The organism is Pseudoalteromonas sp. TAE79, assembly GCF_000498015.1.
Classification (GTDB): domain Bacteria; phylum Pseudomonadota; class Gammaproteobacteria; order Enterobacterales; family Alteromonadaceae; genus Pseudoalteromonas.
In genome coordinates this window covers 15,555-33,319 of record NZ_AUTL01000221.1, presented here as the reverse complement: position 1 = coordinate 33,319, position 17,765 = coordinate 15,555, and the positions used below count along the sequence as shown (strand labels likewise).

Genomic DNA, 17,765 nt, shown 5'->3' with positions numbered 1-17,765 from the left:
TCCACCTTAAGCGACAAAATATTGTTGGCTAAAATATTGAACGGAGTGAAAATAGCCAACTGTATTTTGTGATCTTCACGCGCCTAAAAGAGGTAAATGTTTACGCTGCTGATAGGTTAGAGCTAACTCTAAACAGGACTTGATTGCTGTTTCTGGTAACACTTGCGATAAGGACAGAACTATTGATCTGTTTCCCTGAAACACCAGTTCTTCACCATACAATTCTCTAAATGTATCGACTAACTTAGTTTGGCAATTAAAGAACAGGTAATAATTATTAGGAGATTTCAGCTTCCAGTCCATTCTTAGCGGGCTGCCTGTTTTTACACTATAGCTAGGTTCACCCCATTTTAGAGTTTCATCGACTTCACCCAGCTCCAAATCAGATGCGATTTGAAAGACTAGATTTCTTAGCTCCTCTAGCCTAATACGAGCATTTTCCGGATATTCATCAAAGCGTTCTTTGACTACCTTGTTCACTGGAACCTCCTATTCACATAACGAGCCTGTAGAATAACTCCAACAGCCAAAATCAATTAAAAAACTAGCTCCTGCAATTAGTTCTAAGCGTTTTTAGAGCATTAGGTAATGCATTTGGGACCCATAAAACAGGATGTTTTTCTTAAAAAAGAGTAATTCTACAGCCTCAACTTTGAAATAAGGGACGCAGCAGGCGGCTTAATTTTTTGTTATACACATCACTGCTTGGTGGTTGACATAAGTGTCTTAAGCCCATTGTACCAAGCTAAAAAAGCAACGGTACCATGAGTCTCATTTTTAAAATATTGTTGCTCCGAAATAGCATCATTATTATCAATTACAGATGAAGCAAAAGTAGCACCCCATCTATAATTGGTCAGCCCGATATCTCCCAAATGAGAATTGTTTGCGAAAGCAAAGTAAACTCGAGAATTGAAATTTATATCTCTATTGCCGGCGTTCAATGCCCGATTTAAGTAATCATTATCCCATAGCGATGTGGGATCTATGATTAAATAATCTGTAAATACAGATGGTGACTCTATAAGAGTGTTTGCTGCGAACAAACCGCCAAACGACTCACCAACTAACAATCGCTTGTTGGACGTCCTATATGCAGTGTCAACGGCGGGTATCAACTCTTTTTCAAGAAATTTAGCGAACTGATTAGCGTTTCCTGTTTGCTCGAATGTTTCCAAAACGCGGTCTTTAAACTTCCACTCTATAATCGATGACGGAGTTAAGTCACGAGATCTATTTGTATTCGGAATGGCAATTACGATAGCTTCTTGAACCTGATTCTCCAGCGTTTCTGTACTTAAGGATTCAAGTACACCGACAAACCCTTTAAATCTATGGATATCGCCGTCAAGAAGATAAATGACAGGGTAGGTATTTTCGCTTTTTTCGTAAGATGGGGGTAAATAAACCATATAAGGTCTATTCTCAGCCATGATCTTCGATTCTAACGATGTGGATGTGCCTAATAAAATTGAGTCATCCGCGAATACTGGCAAGGTAAATAACAAGATTGAGAACGCCGATACCAAATTTTTCATACTAACTTCCCTGATGTGTATAATAATTTTATAGTGCGCTCATCGCGCATATTTCTTCCGACTGAACGCTCATTTATCTACTTTATATAGTTTTAACAAATAACCTAAAGCATTACTACCACTAAGTTTTCTAAAACTTTAAAGAAAAATTAAATAGAATAATATGCGCTCAGCGCTCATTTTCATGAATATATGCGCAAAGAGCAGTTTAACCAATCAATTAACAACAATATTTAGCCTCTTTCAATGACCGCTTATCGCTCTAAGCCGACTAATGGATACATGCAATTTGCAGATACTCAATACTTTAAAAAGCCTTTGCTATATACCAAGCTGAAGGGTAACTCCAACTGCACACTATTTTTGCGATTATAAGAGCTTGTTATTCTGTTTTTAAAACCATACCTTTCGATTGGGCAAATATTACTAGCGCAAATACTATTTCGGTTATCCCGCCAATAAAGGCGCCGATTACAAAATTGGCATTTAATACAATACACAACATGCCAAAAAACATAAGCGAAGCACCTAAAATCCAGTACACTTTCATGCCATATAATGTGTTGAAAACTAAATAGCGAACACCAATTATCATCAGCATTATTGAATAAAACCATTCAGCTTGAAGTTTTGCTACGTAAAACGCTAAAAACAAACCAACAAATAAAATAATAGTGCTTTCTAAGGCCAATTTACCTAATGGGTTTTTAGGGTCATGATTGCCAGAGCGTTTAAGAGCTTTTGAAAGTAGCATGGCTAAAGGATGTATAAACATACCACCAAAAAACAAAGTAAGCATACTCGATTGATTTTAATGCAGTAATGCGACAAAGCCAGCTATACACCAAACCAAGCCAGACACTAATACACCGGTTCCACCACCGAAGTATGCGAGGTTCATATTTTGTTGCGCATCTTCAAACTTCATAAAAATCCTTAATTTTAGAAATATCCCTAATTTAATATTATCGCATCTTTATTAGTTACAAATCGTTACTCGAATACACACTTAAAATAGGGAACTTATAATCGGCAAACGATACAGTTACCGATTGTGTTTCGTTGCCTTTAAAACCGAGTTTAAATTCCATTGGCATGAATCGGCTGCCGTCAGCAAAAAGTGCAAGTAAGTGCTCCTCGCCTAATTCGCGATTGCCCGACGATAAGTTAGTTAGCGTTATAACAGCCCAGCGTTCGCCCTCTTCATTGCTCATTAATACATAATTAACGATTTTAAAATCCCCTTTTTTAGGGGTTATGTTGCTATCGTTTGCAAAAGATAAGTGCATGCTATTTGGTACTGCACGGTCAACATTTAGCGCTTTAATAGAGTCGGCTTGGGTTGCCCACGAAAGCACCAATAAAATGATCACTAAGGCTTTATTCACTGTTAGTTCCTTTTCATTACCTAGTAAAATACCTAGTAAATTACGTAACAAATTACATAACAATAACTGTTTAAATTATATTCGCATTCCATACCTATTATGTAAACAAACAATCATCGCAATTTTATCCAGCGCTTTGGCTGCGCCACTACAGACTAAGCGCTCATTCAGTGTGCTTGCGCTACTTTAGGGTAATACCGAGTGATAAGAGTAAATAATTCAAAGCTAACTTAAAGTAAAAAGCGCGATTAAACAGGAGTATAAACGTATGGCAAGCACACATAAAAACTCAACAATGGATTTATCTGATCCCAGTAACAGCATTCAAGTAAGAGGGGCGCGCGTTCACAACTTAAAAAATATAGACGTTGATTTACCTCGTAACGCATTGGTTGTTTTTACAGGGATATCGGGCTCTGGAAAATCGTCGCTTGCTTTTGGAACGCTGTTTGCTGAGTCGCAGCACCGTTATCTTGATTCAGTATCGCCTTACGCCCGTAGGTTGATAGATCAAGTTGATGAGCCCGATGTTGATTCTATTGAAGGACTACCGCCTGCCGTTGCTTTGCAGCAGCAACGCGGCGCGCCCTCGGTTCGCTCATCCGTTGGCAGCATAACAACTATTTCTAACGCGCTACGCATGCTTTACTCTCGTGCTGGCGATTACCCAGCTGGGCAGAGTATTTTATATGCCGATGCGTTTTCCCCTAATACGCCACAAGGTGCGTGCCCAGAATGTTCAGGAATAGGCCGAGTATTTGAAGTAACCGAAAAGCTACTTGTGCCAGATGATACAAAAACTATTCGCCAGCGCGCCATTGAAGCGTGGCCACCAGCATGGCAAGGTAAAAACCTAAGCCGTATTCTTACTTCCCTTGGTTATGATATAGACACACCTTGGAACAAACTTTCTAAAAAAGCACGCGATTGGATTTTATTTACCGACGAAACACCTACTGTGCCGGTATACCCAGATTACACCTATGAGCAAACACAGAATGCGATAAAAAATAGCGAAGATCCAAGCTACATGGGAACTTTTTCAAGCGCTAAACGCTTTGTTTTACAGTCTTTTGCTACTACCCAAAGCCCGCGTACTAAAAAGCGCGTATCGCAGTTTATGCAAATATCGCAGTGCCCTACTTGCCAAGGTAAAAAATTAAAACAAGCATCGTTAAGTGTTAAATTTGCAGGGCTCGATATTGGCGAGCTATCTCAACTTACATTAAACGAACTTGCTAAAAAACTAAGTAACGCCGCCAGCACCAAAGTAAATAAGAATACAAAAAATCCAGAGCAAGCCATTGTTACGCAGCGCATTGCCAGTGACATTCTCACTCGTATTGAAGCACTAACCATGCTTGGTTTAGGGTACTTGTCGCTTGAGCGTACAACGCCAACGCTCTCACCCGGAGAGCTACAACGGTTGCGACTTGCCACACAAATCCGCTCTAAATTATTTGGGGTGGTTTACGTGCTAGATGAACCTTCAGCGGGTTTACACCCTGCCGACACACAAGCACTTTTAAAAGCGCTTGATGAGTTAATAGCGGCTGGCAATTCTGTATTTGTTGTTGAGCACGATGTCAGCGTTGTTAAACATGCCGATTGGATTGTTGATGTAGGCCCTGATGCAGGAGTGCATGGTGGCGACATTATTTACAGCGGCCCTGTTGAAGGGTTAAGAAAAATAAAAAATTCGCACACCGGTCGCCACCTTTTTGCTAAAAACGCCAGTCAAGAGTCTACTCAAAACAGCGCGCAAAAAAAGGAGCAAAGGCAGCCAAAAGCGTGGTTAAAATTGGCTGATGTTGAGCGTAACAATCTTAAAAAACTCAATGCAGAATTTCCACTGGGTGTTATGACAACCGTTACTGGGGTTTCGGGATCTGGTAAATCAAGCCTAGTAAGCCAAGCGTTAGTAGAGCTTGTTTACGAAGCGATCGGGCAAAAAGTAGTAACACAAGCGCCAACCGACGAAGCCGACTTACTCGAACAAGAGCTGCAAACACACACCAGCGGAAAAATCATTGAAGGTATAAATAATATAAGCCGCCTGATTACCGTAAATCAAAAAGCGATTGGCCGTACCCCTCGTTCAAACTTAGCTACCTATACGGGTTTATTTGATCATGTGCGTAAACTATTTGCTTCAACCCAAAAAGCAAAAGAGCGCCGTTACGATGCCGGTCGTTTTTCGTTTAATGTAGCTAAAGGCCGTTGTAAAAACTGTGAAGGCGTTGGCTTTGTAAGTATAGAACTGCTGTTTTTACCAAGCGTTTACTCACCTTGCCAAGTGTGTCATGGCAAACGTTATAACGAGCAAACACTTGAGGTTACATATCGTGATAAAAACATAAGCGATATTCTCAATTTAACGGTTGAATCGGCGCATACCTTTTTTGAAAATGAGCCTGCAATACTTCGAGCACTCGATGCACTTATGCAAGTAGGTCTTGGGTATTTGCGTTTAGGGCAACCTGCTACCGAGCTTTCTGGCGGTGAAGCGCAACGTATTAAATTAGCCACCGAGCTGCAACGTGCGCAGCGCGGCAACACGCTTTATGTTCTTGATGAACCAACCACAGGGCTGCATCCATCGGATGTATCAATGTTAATGTCGCAGTTAAATAAATTAGTTGATGCTGGCAATACCGTTATTATGGTTGAACACGATATGCAAGTAGCCCGTAATAGTGACTGGGTAATTGATGTAGGCCCTGGTGCTGGTGAAGAAGGCGGCTTAATTGTAGCGCAAGGTTCACCCGAAAAAGTGGCAAGCGTAAAGGCGAGTAAAACCGCACCATTTTTACTTAAATAGTTAATAGATGACGCTTTTAGTTGTATAAAAGCGTCATCTATATATGGTAGTTAACGCTGAAAATAACAGCTTGAGATAGATTAATTATCCAAAGTTCAGGTTTACTAATACATCCTGTTTTTATCTTGGTAACCAATCTGAAATAGCTTTACCTATTTCGTGCGGTGAATCCTCTTGAATATAGTGAATACCGCTTACGGTTACCTCAGTTAGGTTTGGCCATGTGCGCACAAAATCTCTTGCGTAACCAACTAAAAAAGCACCCGGTTCAGCATTAATAAATAGCTTTGGAATATCGTGAGAGTTAGCTAAATAGCTCGCATAGCTTTTAACTAAAGCCACGGTATCGGCAGGCTCTCCAGCAATGGGCAGTTGGCGAGGCCCTGCTAAAATTGCACGGCGATCTTCTCCTGCATTTATAAAGGGTCTGCGATACTCATCATGCTCTGCTTGCGTTAATTTGCGTGCAATGGTCGCTGGTAATATTGTTTCAATAAAAAAGTTGTCATCAAGCACCATTTTTTCACCCTCAGCTGAGCGCATAGTGCCAATAGGGCCGTGCAAATCTTTAGGAAAATCGTCCCATGTTGGAAAGTCAGTAACAATTGCTTCCATAAACGCAATTGCTTTTACAGCATCACGATGTGTATTAGCCCAGTTAAAACCAACGCCTGAACCCCAATCGTGCAGCACCAAGGTAACGTTATTATTTACACCCAACGCTTCTAAAAGTGCAAATGTGTATTTGCTGTTTTCAGCAAGTGAGTAGCTGCCTTCATGGGTGTTATCTAACTTTTGTGAATCTCCTAATCCAATCATATCGATAGCAATTAAACGCCCTTTTCCTTGCAAATAGGGCATAACGTTTCGCCAAAGGAAGCTAGATGTAGGGTTACCATGTAAAAATACAATAGGATCACCTTCGCCTTCATCTATATAAGCCATTTTTTTATCTAATACAGTTTTAAACTTTTTTGCATAACGTAATGTTTCTGAATCATTCTTCATTTAATTATATCGCTTTATTTAACTGATGAGCTGGCGGTAAATCCTCGCTCATCTAATTTGTGTAATATTCGAAGTAGATTAACTAATTTCGAGTTAATATACATGACTGAGTCACACAACAAATGAAAGCGCTTAATTTGTCACTATATTTATATGATCGAATCACATATAATTAAATTTATGAAAAATGAAAAATATATATCAAATTTAATCGGCACGTTTGCTACTTCTGTTTCTAATGACATTGAAAAACAGATTGCCGAATTAGGCGGGCGAAGCCTAAGCCACGAAGCGGCACTGGTCACTATTTACAATCATCCTAATGAAACCATTGATGTACTAAGCAAGGTTTTAGGCTTAACGCATTCTGGTGCAGTTAGATTAATAAATACACTTGAAAAAGAAGAACTTGTAGAAAGGCGAAAGTCAGTAAAAGATGCCCGCTCTGTTGTTTTATGCGTAACGGATAAAGGTAGCCAAAGAGTTGAACTAGTACTAGGCAGCAGAGAAACAGCCACCTCTAAAATACTAAACAACTTTAATGATGAACAAAAACAAAGCTTTTTAAGTTTGATAGAAATAGCACTTGGCAGCCTAACAACCGAGCAGGTAGAAGCACGTAAAATATGCAAATTATGTAACGAAGGTGTATGCCGTAAACAAGGCTGCCCGGTAGAAAACTCAATTAAGTAACTAATTACTTCATGCATCTGCCCACTATAAACGTATTAAATTATTTGCTTTAATACGTTAGCGCTCAAAGTGTTAGCTCTTTAAAAAGCGTTCTATTTTAGGTTTTACCGTAACCGACATTATCAGCATTATAGTTAAACCTATTGGTAATGCGGCTAATAACCCTTCAGTCCATCCAGTTACAAATACACGCATATCTGCATAGCCAATATTATTAGTAGCGGTAACAAACGCCATCACCGACTCCATGATCAGCGCCATAAAAACACTAATAACTAAATTACGTTTTAGCTCACTGCTATTAGGTAATAACTGGGCAACTAGCTTATGCATTAAGGTCATCATTACAAAACCAACAGGCGCCATAACCAATACTGCACTTATAAATGAGGTAAACCAGTCGGCATAAAAATGCTCTGTAACACCCACATTCACATAAGTCATAATGCCAGTTAGAGTACCGCCAATTAAGGTAATAATACTTACCATAACCAGTATTTTATAAATTACAGGCGTTTTTTTAGGCTCAACCATTACTGGGTTTGCTGATACGGGTGTACTCATTATTGGGCATGCCTTAAGCGTTAAATAGATGACAAAATCAACTACAGCAAATTAATTGATAATATCAACTACTTTTTAAGCTAACCAAAAATAAGCCAAATTCCAACTAATCCCATTAAGCTACCAGCAATACGGTTCATCCACTTAATATTATCGCCACGGGCTAAAAATAAACGTAGGCTTTTACCACCTGTTGCATAAGCTAACATACTTAAAAGCTCGGTGGTCATTATAACGCCAAGCAATACTAAAAGCTGAGGGGCTACTGCATGCTCAACATTTATAAAGGGCGGTAATAGTGAGATCATAAACGCCCACCCTTTAGGGTTAGCAATTGCGGTTACAAAACCCTGAATAAATAACGACTTCCGACTTACGTCATTTGGTTTTGAGGTATCAACCGACATTTTGCCTTTGGCTCGCCACATGTTAACGCCAATGTAAATTAAGTACGCACCGCCTACCCACTTTAAAATGGCAAATGCATCTGGGTAATTTAGCATTACGCTTGCAACGCCTAATACCGCAGCTATGGCAACACTTGCGACACCTAACAACTCACCTATCATCATCCATAATGTGCGGCGCACGCCAATGCTCATACCGAGTGTCATGGCAAGGGTCATACACATACCTGGCGTTATCGACACAAAAAAGAAGGTAGGAATAAAAACCGCAAGTGCTGCTACATCAATCATTAATTTACTCTCATATTAAAAGCAAAAACGCGGCTATAAGTAGCCGCGCTGTTGCTTACTCATGTTTATTACTATTGCCCAGTACTTACCACGGGTTCAGTAATAACCTCTACTGGCTCTGCTGTACCATTTAACAAATACTTATCTAACCACTGTTCTTGTTCCCACAATACATGTAATAAGCTTTTACGCGCACGGTAACCATGTGCTTCATAAGGGAGCATTACTAAGCGAGCATCTTTACCTAAACCTTTTAGCGCTGCGTACATGCGCTCACTTTGCATTGGGAATGTTCCGCAAGATTGAGGGTGGGTCTTCTTGCACTCCACTGTATGTGTAAACATCTATTGCCCAGTACTTATCACGGGCTCAGTAATGACCTCTACTGGCTCAACCGTATCACTAAGCAAATACTTATCTAACCACTGTTCTTGTTCCCACAACACATGTAATAAGCTTTTACGCGCACGGTAACCATGTGCTTCATAAGGGAGCATTACTAAGCGGGCATCTTTACCTAAACCTTTTAGGGCTGCGTACATGCGCTCACTTTGCATTGGGAAAGTGCCAGAATTAGGATCTTCTTGACCGTGGATCATTAGCATTGGTTCGTTAATTTTTTCAGCATGGAAAAACGGCGACATATTAGCGTACACGCTTTGTGCTTGCCAAAAATCACGCTCTTCTCCTTGAAAACCAAACGGTGTTAATGTGCGGTTATACGCGCCACTGCGGGCAATACCTGTTTTAAATAAATCGCTATGAGCCAATAAGTTAGCAACCATAAATGCACCATACGAGTGCCCTGCTATGGCAATTTTGTCTTTATCGGCAATACCTTTTTTAACTAATACATCAACAGCTGCTTGCGCGCTTGATACTAGCTGCTTTCTAAAGTTATCGTTTGGCTCGCTGCCATCAATACCCACTATTGGCATTTTAGGATCGTCAAACACGGCAATACCTTTAGCAAGATAAGGCATAGGACCCCAATAGCCAATGTAGGTAAATGCATAAGGCGATTCGCGTACTTGTGATGCTACGGCTTTATTTTTGTATTCAAGTGGGTAAGCCCACATAAGCACAGGTAACGGGCCTTGTGTTTTATCGTACCCTGGTGGTAAATAAAGCGTGCCCGAAAGCTCAACACCGTCGTCGCGTTTATAACGTAATTGCTCTTTAGTTACCCCTTTAAAGGCAGGATACGGGTGCTCAAATGTCGTTAACTGCGTTAGCGTGTCGTTGCCTAAATCGCGTATAAAAAAGTTAGGTTGCTCAGTTTTAGATTCACGAATAGTAATAAATCGCTCACCTTCGTCGTCAAGCAGTGCGCGTACACGCTCGTAGTATGGCGCTTTTGATTCCCATAAACGCTTGCTGCTATTTGTTTTAACATCGTACCTATCTAAAAACGGGATATTACCTTGCTCTGAAGCTCCATTACCGCGAAGGTAAATATAACGCCCGCCTACAATTTTAATTACGTTTGCGCCTAAATCATTGCGCTCGTAAATTGCATTACCAGGGTCTTTGTACGCGTCGTTGTAACTACGCTCTGAAAATAAAACGCGATTTCTGTCGGCATTTCGTGGTTGTACTATATAAGTACGTACTTGACGATCGCTAAAGCGCCAATCACTAAGCATTGCTACGTTTTCGTTGCCCCACTCCATTCCCGCATAACGGCGTTCTACTTTGGCAAATAATTTAGGCTCGCGTTTAAATGGTGCACGTAAGCTGTAAACATAATCATGATGCTCAACGTCGGTTTTCATGTCGCCGCCATCTTGCGCCTCGGCCCAAATAACTTCAGCGCCTTGATCAGCTCGCCATTCAAAATCACGGCGGCCAGTGCGTACACTGTCGTAACCTTGTGGAATATTATCGGCAAGTGGCTGTTTTGCCAGCTCTGCTAATGCATAGCCGCGCATGCCCCATATTTGCCACGTGCTTGCAAAGCGGCTGTAAGGCACTTGATACGAAAACGGCTCATTAATACCGGCAACTAAAATATTGGTAGAATCAGGTGATACCGAAAACGATTTAAATAAAGAAGGGCTACCTATTGCTTGAGTGTTGCCATCAAGCGTTATGTAAGCCAATTGCCCTTGGCCGTAAAACTTAAACTGTGATTCATCAAACGGGCTGGATAATAAATTTTGGTAAGTACGTGCTGGCGCTTTTTCGCCAGTACTTTGTTGAATAACAGGCACTACATTTTGGCTGTTATTTTCAAGCCTTGGTTTACCAAAATTAACAGCAAGATTTGCAACAATGGCGCTGCTATCTGGCAGCCATTTATATGGCGATGCAGTTAGTACCGAATTTAACGCAGCACTAGTTAACTCTTTTGCTTGTTTGGTTTCAACGCTGTAAAGCCATAAGTTGGCTTGGGTTGGTTGCTCAACAACAAAGGCTAAATATTTACTATTAGATGACCATTTAGGTGAGCGGATAATGCCATTAGGTAAGTTATTAATACTAATAACCGACCCGCTTTGAACATGCTTTAGCTCCACAGCACTAAATTTGGCACTCACACGAGAGCGCGAAAAATTAGCGGGGTTTAGCTTAATACCAGCAAGCTTAAGCTCTTCTTTTGCAAGTTCATCAAGGGTAACTACACGTTTGCTTTCAAAAAGCGCTAGCCACTGGCCATCGCTCGATAAGTAACTAGTGGGTGCTAACTTAGCGTCAACCAATGCTGTAAGTTCGGGTGATGGGGTTTGATAGCCCTGCTCGGCGTAACTTGTTGGGACTAATGCCACACAACAAATAAAGGCAACTAACAGCCTAAAAGCGCTCATGTTTTTATCCTTTTGTTATTTTTTACTCTTATAGGCGTATATAAACACGTTTTGCTTTGTTCATAAAGTATTAAGGTAAGTTAAACACCTCTAAAAGATGACTTAATAGTGCTGATTAAGCTAAACTACAGCGCTATTTATTCACCACTGCGGTACTTAAAATACAATGCATAACAAAGCCAAATCAGTCACCATTTTTGATGTTGCAGAGCGTGCTGGTGTATCAAAATCAACCGTATCGTTGGTGCTTACCCAAAGCGATAAAGTGGGCAATAAAAGTAAACAAAAAATACTCAAAGCGATAGATGAGCTAGGGTACGTTTATAATCGTGATGCCGCTGCTATGCGCTCAAAACGCTCTAACTTAGTGGCCATAGTAATAAATGATTTAACTAACCCAGCTATGGCACACCTTGCTACCAGCTTACAACTTTTGTTAAACGACAATGGCTTACAAGCCATGATTGTAAGCTGTAATAATAGTCTTGAGCTACAAGCAAACGCAGTTAAAAACTTAAAAGAATACAACGCAGCTGCATTTATTATTTGCCCCGTTGCTAATACTTGCCCCAAATGGCTTGATGCGCTCAGCGCGCAACACAAAGTAATTACCTTAATGAGTGAAGTGCCCTTTAGCGCAGCTCCGTGTGTATTACCCGACTATAAAAAAGCCAGCCACGTAGCCAGTATGCATTTACTCGCACAAGGCGTGACAAACATAGCATTTATAGGCAATGAACTTACTTTAAGTGATTCACAAGCACTGCAAAGTGGCTTTAATACCGCATGCGCGCAGCACAGCATTACACCATTAGCACCCATTGACTGCGCAGTAAACACAGTCCTTAGCGCTAAAAATGCATTTATAGAAGCATATAAACACAACCCCACATTAAACGCAGTGGTGTGTGCAAACGATATTATTGCTCAAGGTGTTATTGCCGCTATTAACTCATTAACTCATCACTCTATTAAAGTAGTGAGTTGCCACCACATTCCTAATAGCGCGGTTATAAATAATCACTTAACCACCGTAGCTATTAGTACAACTGATATAGCTAAGCGGTGCCTTTTAATACTGCAAGAGCTACTACAAAATACAGCCCCGCCAGNCAATGAAAAAAGTGCTGGTAATTGGCTACGTATGGCCAGAGCCAAATTCGTCTGCTGCGGGAACGCACATGATGTCGTTATTAAATGCATTTAGAGCGCAAAACTGGGACGTTGAATTTGCAACGCCCGCGCAGCGCACCGATCATATGGTAAACCTTGACGACTTTGGTATAACCAGCCAAAGCATTGCACTAAACTGCGACAGCTTTGACGAATACGTTAAAGCCTATAACCCAGATATAGTCATGTTTGACCGCTTTATGATGGAAGAACAATTTGGCTGGCGCGTCGATAAACATTGCCCAAATGCGATTAAAATTCTCGATACCGAAGATTTACAATGTTTGCGTAACGCTCGTCACGAAGCGTTTAAAGGTGAGCGCGAGTTTACAACCAGCGATTTACACTCAGACATAGCAAAACGAGAAATTGCCGCTATTTTACGCTGCGACCTAAGCTTAATTATTTCAAGTTATGAAATGAGCCTGCTAAACAGCGTATTTAAAATAGAGCCAAGCTTATTACACCATTTACCATTTATGGTCGATTTAAGCTCATTACCTACAAGTACAAAAACGTTTGAGCAGCGCCAGCACTTTATGACCATAGGTAACTTTAGACACGCGCCAAACTGGGATGCTGTACTTTACTTACAAAAAATATGGCCACTTATTCGCAAGCAACTCCCAAAAGCAGAACTACATATTTATGGCTCTTACCCACCACCAAAAGCCACGGCACTAAATAACCCTAAAACAGGGTTTTTAATAAAAGGCTGGGCCGATAATGCGTTTGATGTAATGCAAAGCGCACGCGTATGTTTAGCACCACTGCGTTTTGGTGCAGGCATAAAAGGTAAATTGCTTGAAGCCATGATTATGCAAACACCCAGCGTTACCACTAATATTGGTGCAGAGGGCATGCATAACGATTTACCATGGCCTGGTAAAATAGCCAACACTGCCGACGATTTTGCCAATGCTGTTGTTGAAATGTACACCAATCAAAGTGACTTTGAACAAGCGCAGCAAAATGGCAACACGCTCCTTAATACGCTTTACGATAAAGCACAATTGAGCACGGTGTTAATTAAAAAAATTGATTCAATAAGTAGCGATTTAGAGGCTCATCGCGAAAAAAACTTTACAGGCCAAATGCTCAAACATCATACAATGCGCAGCACTCAATACATGTCGCAATGGATAGCTGAAAAAAATAAAAAATTAGATTAAAAATGACTAGACACACACCAATTAGTGTTTAAAATCGCGCCCATCAAACGTGGGCAGTTTTAGCTGTATTGTCTATATTTTTAGCTTAGTTATCGCAATATTTGGTCCAAAAAGATTTGAAAACTGCAACCTTTACAGAAAAACGCAAATTTATCGTTAAATTGGGTAAAATGCTTCACAAGTATGGTACGCCTGCTTACCGCCTAGAAGCCCACCTAATGGAAGTGGCTACATATTTAGGACTTAAATCGTCGTTTGTTATGTCGCCAACTTCGGTAACGTTTGTTATTTGGACTGATGGCCACGAAGACGAGTACACCCACGTTGCGCGTGTAGACCCTGGCGATCACGATTTAGGCTCACTTGCCGACACCGACGACCTTGTAAACCAAATGCTTGACGACAAGCTAACTTTACAAGAAGTTGACGCCCAGCTAGATGCTATCTACGACATGCCAAACCCATACAATAAACTTGTTACGGGCGTTGCCTTTGCAACTTCTGGTGGTGCGTTTGCAATGTTAATGGGTACTAGCTGGACTGATGTTATTTGGTCATCGCTTCTTACTTTAGTTGTTTATTTGTTTGTGCTTTGGTCTGGGCGCTCAAAACGCGTAGCCCATATGCTTGAGCCATTGGTAGCCATAATATCGGCAATACTTGCGTGTGCAGTAAGTGTGTATATAACACCTGAAATAAACATACGCTTGGTGGTACTTTCAGCCATTATTGTATTTATACCCGGTTTAGCACTTGCGCTTGGCTTAGCAGAGCTTGCAGCGCGGCATTTAGTGTCGGGTACAGCAAGAGTCATGGACTCGTTTATGCTGTTATTTAAACTCTATTTTGGCGGTTTTATTGGCATAGGCATTGGCTTTGCACTCTTTGGGCAAGCTGACTTTGTACAACCTGAGCCATTACCAAAGTGGACCGCATGGCTGGCTATATTTTTACTTTGTAGCAGCTTAATCGTTATTTTTAGAACCAAACTTAAGCACGCTGTGTGGTCTATAGCATCAGGCTTTATAGCGTACGGCACCAGTATTGGCTCGGCTATGTACCTTGATTACACATTAGGTACGTTTGTGGGTGCTTTGTCGGTGGGTATTTTTAGTAACTTGTTTAACCGCGTTGCTAATGCGCCGGCCTCTATTGTGGCCATGCAAGGCTTGATTGTATTAGTACCAGGTAGCAAAACCTATATTGGCTTAAACTCACTCATTGAAGGCCAAGACTTTATATACGCAGAGCATATAGGCCAGCAAACGTTTTTAATATTTATGTCGCTCGTTGCAGGACTAATATTTGCAAACGTAGCCCTACCGCCTAAAAAGAGTTTGTAAGTGATACTGAGCGCTCGCTTTACTTTAATTGAGTAAAGCGAGTAAAACATTAAACTAAAAACAACTACCAAGTAGCAATTGAGGCCAATGCTAAATGTTTTAGCTCATTACATTGCACTTGAGTCAAACTCAAAAACCTCATAGTGATTCCAACGTAAAAACAGTTCAGCGCTTTCTAAATAACCTAAACTCTGGATAATAAATCTATCTCAAGCAGCTATTTTCAGCGCTAACTGCGTTGAATTTACTTGCAATAGGCTAGATATTTGCGTATTCACTGGTGCGTAAACTGCTTTGCTGAGCTTGAATAAGCCATAAAACAGCCAGCGACAGTAAAACCGATTTCCATTTCATTATTGCTCTGTTCCCTCTATGAGTAGAGGTATTTTATGCGTGCTTTTATTAATTTAATGATAAACCATATATGGTTTTCTATTTCGGTTCAATCACTTACAAACAGCAGCCTTAGCTTATTAATAATAAAAGATGATAGTGAGGATTATTACTTGGCACTTCCCTATTGAGCTAAAATACTCAATAGGGAAGTAACTAGCGTGACCAGTTAGTTTTGGCAAGCTCTACAATCTCGTTTCCTTTGCCGTTTATCAGCGCCTTCATCATGTAAACACTAAAGCCTTTTGCTTGCTCTAATTTGATTTGCGGTGGCATTGAAAGCTCTTGTTTTGCAGTATCGACTTCTAAAACAACAGGTCCTGAGTGGTTCATCATCTCGTTCATTGCCGATGGTAATTTTTCAGGGTCATCCACATGAATCCCTTTTAAGCCGCAGGCCTGTGCAATGTTAGCAAAACTTGGGTTTTCTAAATCGGTATCGCTTGATAAAAACCCACTGGCTTTCATTTCCATAGCCACAAAACTAAGTGAGCGATTATTATAAACAACAATCTTTATTGGTAAATTAAGCTGCTTAAGTGAGATTAAATCCCCCATTAACATCGAAAAGCCACCATCACCACACATTGCAATGACTTGGCGGTCTCTATCAACAGATTGAACCCCCATTGCCTGCGACATCGCATTTGCCATAGAGCCATGATTAAACGAGCCAATTAAGCGACGCTTACCATTCATTGATAAATAACGCGCAGCCCACACTGTTGGCGTACCTACATCACAAGTAAAAACAGCATCGTCAGCTGCTTGCTCGTTGAGTAAACGCGTTAGGTATTGCGGGTGAATTAAGTTTTGCGAGGTTTTGCCACTGGCAAGTTCATCAAGATCTTGTCGAGACTCTTTGTAATTTTTAACACATTTTTGTAAGTGCGAACTTGTCCGTTCACCTTTAATATAATCAAGCAGTGTGGCCACTGAGTTTTTAGTATCCCCTAACACGCCACAGTCAATTTGCACGTGTCGCCCGAGTGACGCAGCCTGATTATCAATTTGCAATATGGTGGTATTTTCGGGATAAAAAGCACGATAAGGAAAACTAGTACCAATCATTAATAACGTATCGGCTTCTTGCATTGCATGATAGCCCGATGCAAAGCCAATAAATCCGGTCATACCAACATCGTAAGGATTATCGTATTCAATAAATTCTTTACCGCGCATGGCATGCACTATCGGTGCTTGTAATTTTTCGGCTAGCGCAACAATTTCGTCGTGGGCATCCTTACAACCAGCACCACACAATAAGGTTACTTTTTTACTTTTATTAAGATGAGTCGCCATTGCTTCAATATCAGATAAAGCGGGGGTATAAGTTGCTGGCTTTGGCACGTTCCATTTCGGCTTAATAGCTTTAGGCATATCTTTTAATGCAATATCGCCAGGTAGCACAAGTACACTCACGCCTTTGTTTAGTATTGCTTGTCGCATTGCTGTTTCTAGCAGGTACGGCATTTGCTCAGGGCTCGACACCATTTCACAATACACACTGCATTCTTTAAATAATTCTTGCGGATGGGTTTCTTGAAAATAACTACTGCCAATTTCAGATGAAGGAATATGTGCGGCAATTGCTAATACTGGTACATTATTGCGCTGACAATCAAATAAGCCATTAATTAAATGAAGGTTACCTGGCCCGCAAGAACCCGCACACACCGCAAGCTCGCCTGATAAATGTGCTTCGCCACCAGCTGCAAATGCGGCAACTTCTTCATGTCGCGTACCTAGCCATTCAATTGTTCCCATTTTTCGCAGACTTTCACTAATGCCGTTAAGTGAATCGCCAGTTACTCCCCAAATACGTTTTACGCCTGCTTGTTCGAGGGTTTTAGTGATAAAACTTGCGATATTTTGACTCATAATATAGAACTCCTAAATATTCAGTTATTCTGTAAATTGATTTTTCGTCTCTGATCTATCAGGTAAGTCATCGTTTCGAAATGCGCTCAATTATTGAGAATCGATAAGCTTAAATATTTTGATAATGATAAATATATTACTACTGAGACTTTACTAACAAACGCCTATGCTTGCTGCGACCCCATACTGATACATAAAACATGAATGTCCGCTTTAAAGTGTTTATGAATATGCGGGTGCGAGATTTTTAGTGGCTTAACTATGAATATGTTATTATGCGCTCAAT

The 17,765-nt window shown here is 40.7% G+C and carries 15 protein-coding genes; 5 read left to right on the top strand and 10 right to left on the bottom strand.

The window, feature by feature from the left end; genetic code table 11:
- Nucleotides 1-75: 75 nt before the first annotated feature.
- From L655_RS0116870 to L655_RS0116855, 4 genes are all read right to left on the bottom strand, one after another.
- Complete coding sequence (locus L655_RS0116870) at nt 76-480, bottom strand: DUF1801 domain-containing protein (protein ID WP_024605657.1); 405 nt, start codon at nt 478-480, stop codon at nt 76-78.
- A 218-nt stretch (nt 481-698) separates the two neighbouring features.
- Nucleotides 699-1,538, bottom strand: a complete 840-nt coding sequence (locus L655_RS0116865; protein ID WP_024605656.1) for an alpha/beta hydrolase-fold protein — start codon at nt 1,536-1,538, stop codon at nt 699-701.
- Nucleotides 1,539-1,920: 382 nt separating this feature from the next.
- Nucleotides 1,921-2,337, bottom strand: a complete 417-nt coding sequence (locus L655_RS01000000125785; RefSeq protein WP_241764505.1) for a hypothetical protein — start codon at nt 2,335-2,337, stop codon at nt 1,921-1,923.
- 184 nt (nt 2,338-2,521) lie between these two features.
- A complete protein-coding gene (locus L655_RS0116855; protein ID WP_007375644.1) occupies nt 2,522-2,926 on the bottom strand; it encodes a hypothetical protein in 405 nt (134 codons plus the stop codon).
- Nucleotides 2,927-3,194: 268 nt separating this feature from the next.
- Between L655_RS0116855 and uvrA the strand changes: the two genes are divergently transcribed.
- On the top strand, nt 3,195-5,747 hold the full coding sequence (gene uvrA / locus L655_RS0116850) for an excinuclease ABC subunit UvrA (RefSeq protein WP_024605655.1): 2,553 nt from the start codon (nt 3,195-3,197) through the stop codon (nt 5,745-5,747).
- A gap of 120 nt (nt 5,748-5,867) precedes the next feature.
- Here the strand turns inward: uvrA and L655_RS0116845 are convergent, their stop codons facing one another.
- The gene (locus tag L655_RS0116845) at nt 5,868-6,755 is read right to left on the bottom strand and encodes a haloalkane dehalogenase (protein WP_024605654.1); all 888 of its coding nucleotides are present in this window, start codon (nt 6,753-6,755) and stop codon (nt 5,868-5,870) included.
- Between the two features lie 180 nt (nt 6,756-6,935).
- Here L655_RS0116845 and L655_RS0116840 point away from each other — a divergent pair, with 180 nt between their 5' ends.
- The gene (locus L655_RS0116840) at nt 6,936-7,448 is read left to right on the top strand and encodes a MarR family transcriptional regulator (RefSeq protein ID WP_024605653.1); all 513 of its coding nucleotides are present in this window, start codon (nt 6,936-6,938) and stop codon (nt 7,446-7,448) included.
- Nucleotides 7,449-7,520: 72 nt separating this feature from the next.
- Here L655_RS0116840 and L655_RS0116835 read toward each other — a convergent pair whose 3' ends face one another.
- From L655_RS0116835 to L655_RS0116820, 4 genes are all read right to left on the bottom strand, one after another.
- Nucleotides 7,521-8,012, bottom strand: a complete 492-nt coding sequence (locus tag L655_RS0116835) for a DUF2798 domain-containing protein (RefSeq protein ID WP_024605652.1) — start codon at nt 8,010-8,012, stop codon at nt 7,521-7,523.
- An 80-nt stretch (nt 8,013-8,092) separates the two neighbouring features.
- The gene (locus L655_RS0116830; RefSeq protein ID WP_024605651.1) at nt 8,093-8,710 is read right to left on the bottom strand and encodes a LysE family translocator; all 618 of its coding nucleotides are present in this window, start codon (nt 8,708-8,710) and stop codon (nt 8,093-8,095) included.
- A gap of 71 nt (nt 8,711-8,781) precedes the next feature.
- A complete protein-coding gene (locus L655_RS0116825; RefSeq protein ID WP_125825559.1) occupies nt 8,782-9,054 on the bottom strand; it encodes a hypothetical protein in 273 nt (90 codons plus the stop codon).
- The gene (locus L655_RS0116820; RefSeq protein WP_024605649.1) at nt 9,055-11,517 is read right to left on the bottom strand and encodes a prolyl oligopeptidase family serine peptidase; all 2,463 of its coding nucleotides are present in this window, start codon (nt 11,515-11,517) and stop codon (nt 9,055-9,057) included.
- Nucleotides 11,518-11,683: 166 nt separating this feature from the next.
- Here L655_RS0116820 and L655_RS0116815 point away from each other — a divergent pair, with 166 nt between their 5' ends.
- The 3 genes from L655_RS0116815 (at nt 11,684) to L655_RS0116805 (ending at nt 15,205) form a co-directional block, all read left to right on the top strand.
- A complete protein-coding gene (locus tag L655_RS0116815) occupies nt 11,684-12,724 on the top strand; it encodes a LacI family DNA-binding transcriptional regulator (RefSeq protein ID WP_024605648.1) in 1,041 nt (346 codons plus the stop codon).
- Nucleotides 12,633-13,862: a glycosyltransferase family 4 protein gene (locus L655_RS0116810; RefSeq protein ID WP_024605647.1), complete on the top strand. Its 1,230-nt coding sequence runs from the start codon at nt 12,633-12,635 to the stop codon at nt 13,860-13,862. The genes L655_RS0116815 and L655_RS0116810 overlap by 92 nt, the downstream gene beginning before the upstream one ends.
- A gap of 116 nt (nt 13,863-13,978) precedes the next feature.
- Nucleotides 13,979-15,205: a threonine/serine exporter family protein gene (locus L655_RS0116805; RefSeq protein WP_002960134.1), complete on the top strand. Its 1,227-nt coding sequence runs from the start codon at nt 13,979-13,981 to the stop codon at nt 15,203-15,205.
- 549 nt (nt 15,206-15,754) lie between these two features.
- Here the strand turns inward: L655_RS0116805 and poxB are convergent.
- Complete coding sequence (gene poxB, locus L655_RS0116790; RefSeq protein ID WP_024597229.1) at nt 15,755-17,479, bottom strand: ubiquinone-dependent pyruvate dehydrogenase; 1,725 nt, start codon at nt 17,477-17,479, stop codon at nt 15,755-15,757.
- Nucleotides 17,480-17,765 lie beyond the last annotated feature (286 nt).

Bases quoted from the DNA above. Each gene is read 5' to 3' on its own strand.
- L655_RS0116830 (WP_024605651.1), bottom strand. From the start codon at position 8,710: ATGATTGATGTAGCAGCACTTGCGGTTTTTATTCCTACCTTCTTTTTT.
- L655_RS0116835 (WP_024605652.1), bottom strand. From the start codon at position 8,012: ATGAGTACACCCGTATCAGCAAACCCAGTAATGGTTGAGCCTAAAAAA.
- poxB (WP_024597229.1), bottom strand. From the start codon at position 17,479: ATGAGTCAAAATATCGCAAGTTTTATCACTAAAACCCTCGAACAAGCA.
- L655_RS0116810 (WP_024605647.1), top strand. From the start codon at position 12,633: ATGAAAAAAGTGCTGGTAATTGGCTACGTATGGCCAGAGCCAAATTCG.
- L655_RS0116845 (WP_024605654.1), bottom strand. From the start codon at position 6,755: ATGAAGAATGATTCAGAAACATTACGTTATGCAAAAAAGTTTAAAACT.
- L655_RS0116840 (WP_024605653.1), top strand. From the start codon at position 6,936: ATGAAAAATGAAAAATATATATCAAATTTAATCGGCACGTTTGCTACT.
- L655_RS0116820 (WP_024605649.1), bottom strand. From the start codon at position 11,517: ATGAGCGCTTTTAGGCTGTTAGTTGCCTTTATTTGTTGTGTGGCATTA.
- L655_RS01000000125785 (WP_241764505.1), bottom strand. From the start codon at position 2,337: ATGCTTACTTTGTTTTTTGGTGGTATGTTTATACATCCTTTAGCCATG.
- uvrA (WP_024605655.1), top strand. From the start codon at position 3,195: ATGGCAAGCACACATAAAAACTCAACAATGGATTTATCTGATCCCAGT.
- L655_RS0116865 (WP_024605656.1), bottom strand. From the start codon at position 1,538: ATGAAAAATTTGGTATCGGCGTTCTCAATCTTGTTATTTACCTTGCCA.
- L655_RS0116825 (WP_125825559.1), bottom strand. From the start codon at position 9,054: ATGTTTACACATACAGTGGAGTGCAAGAAGACCCACCCTCAATCTTGC.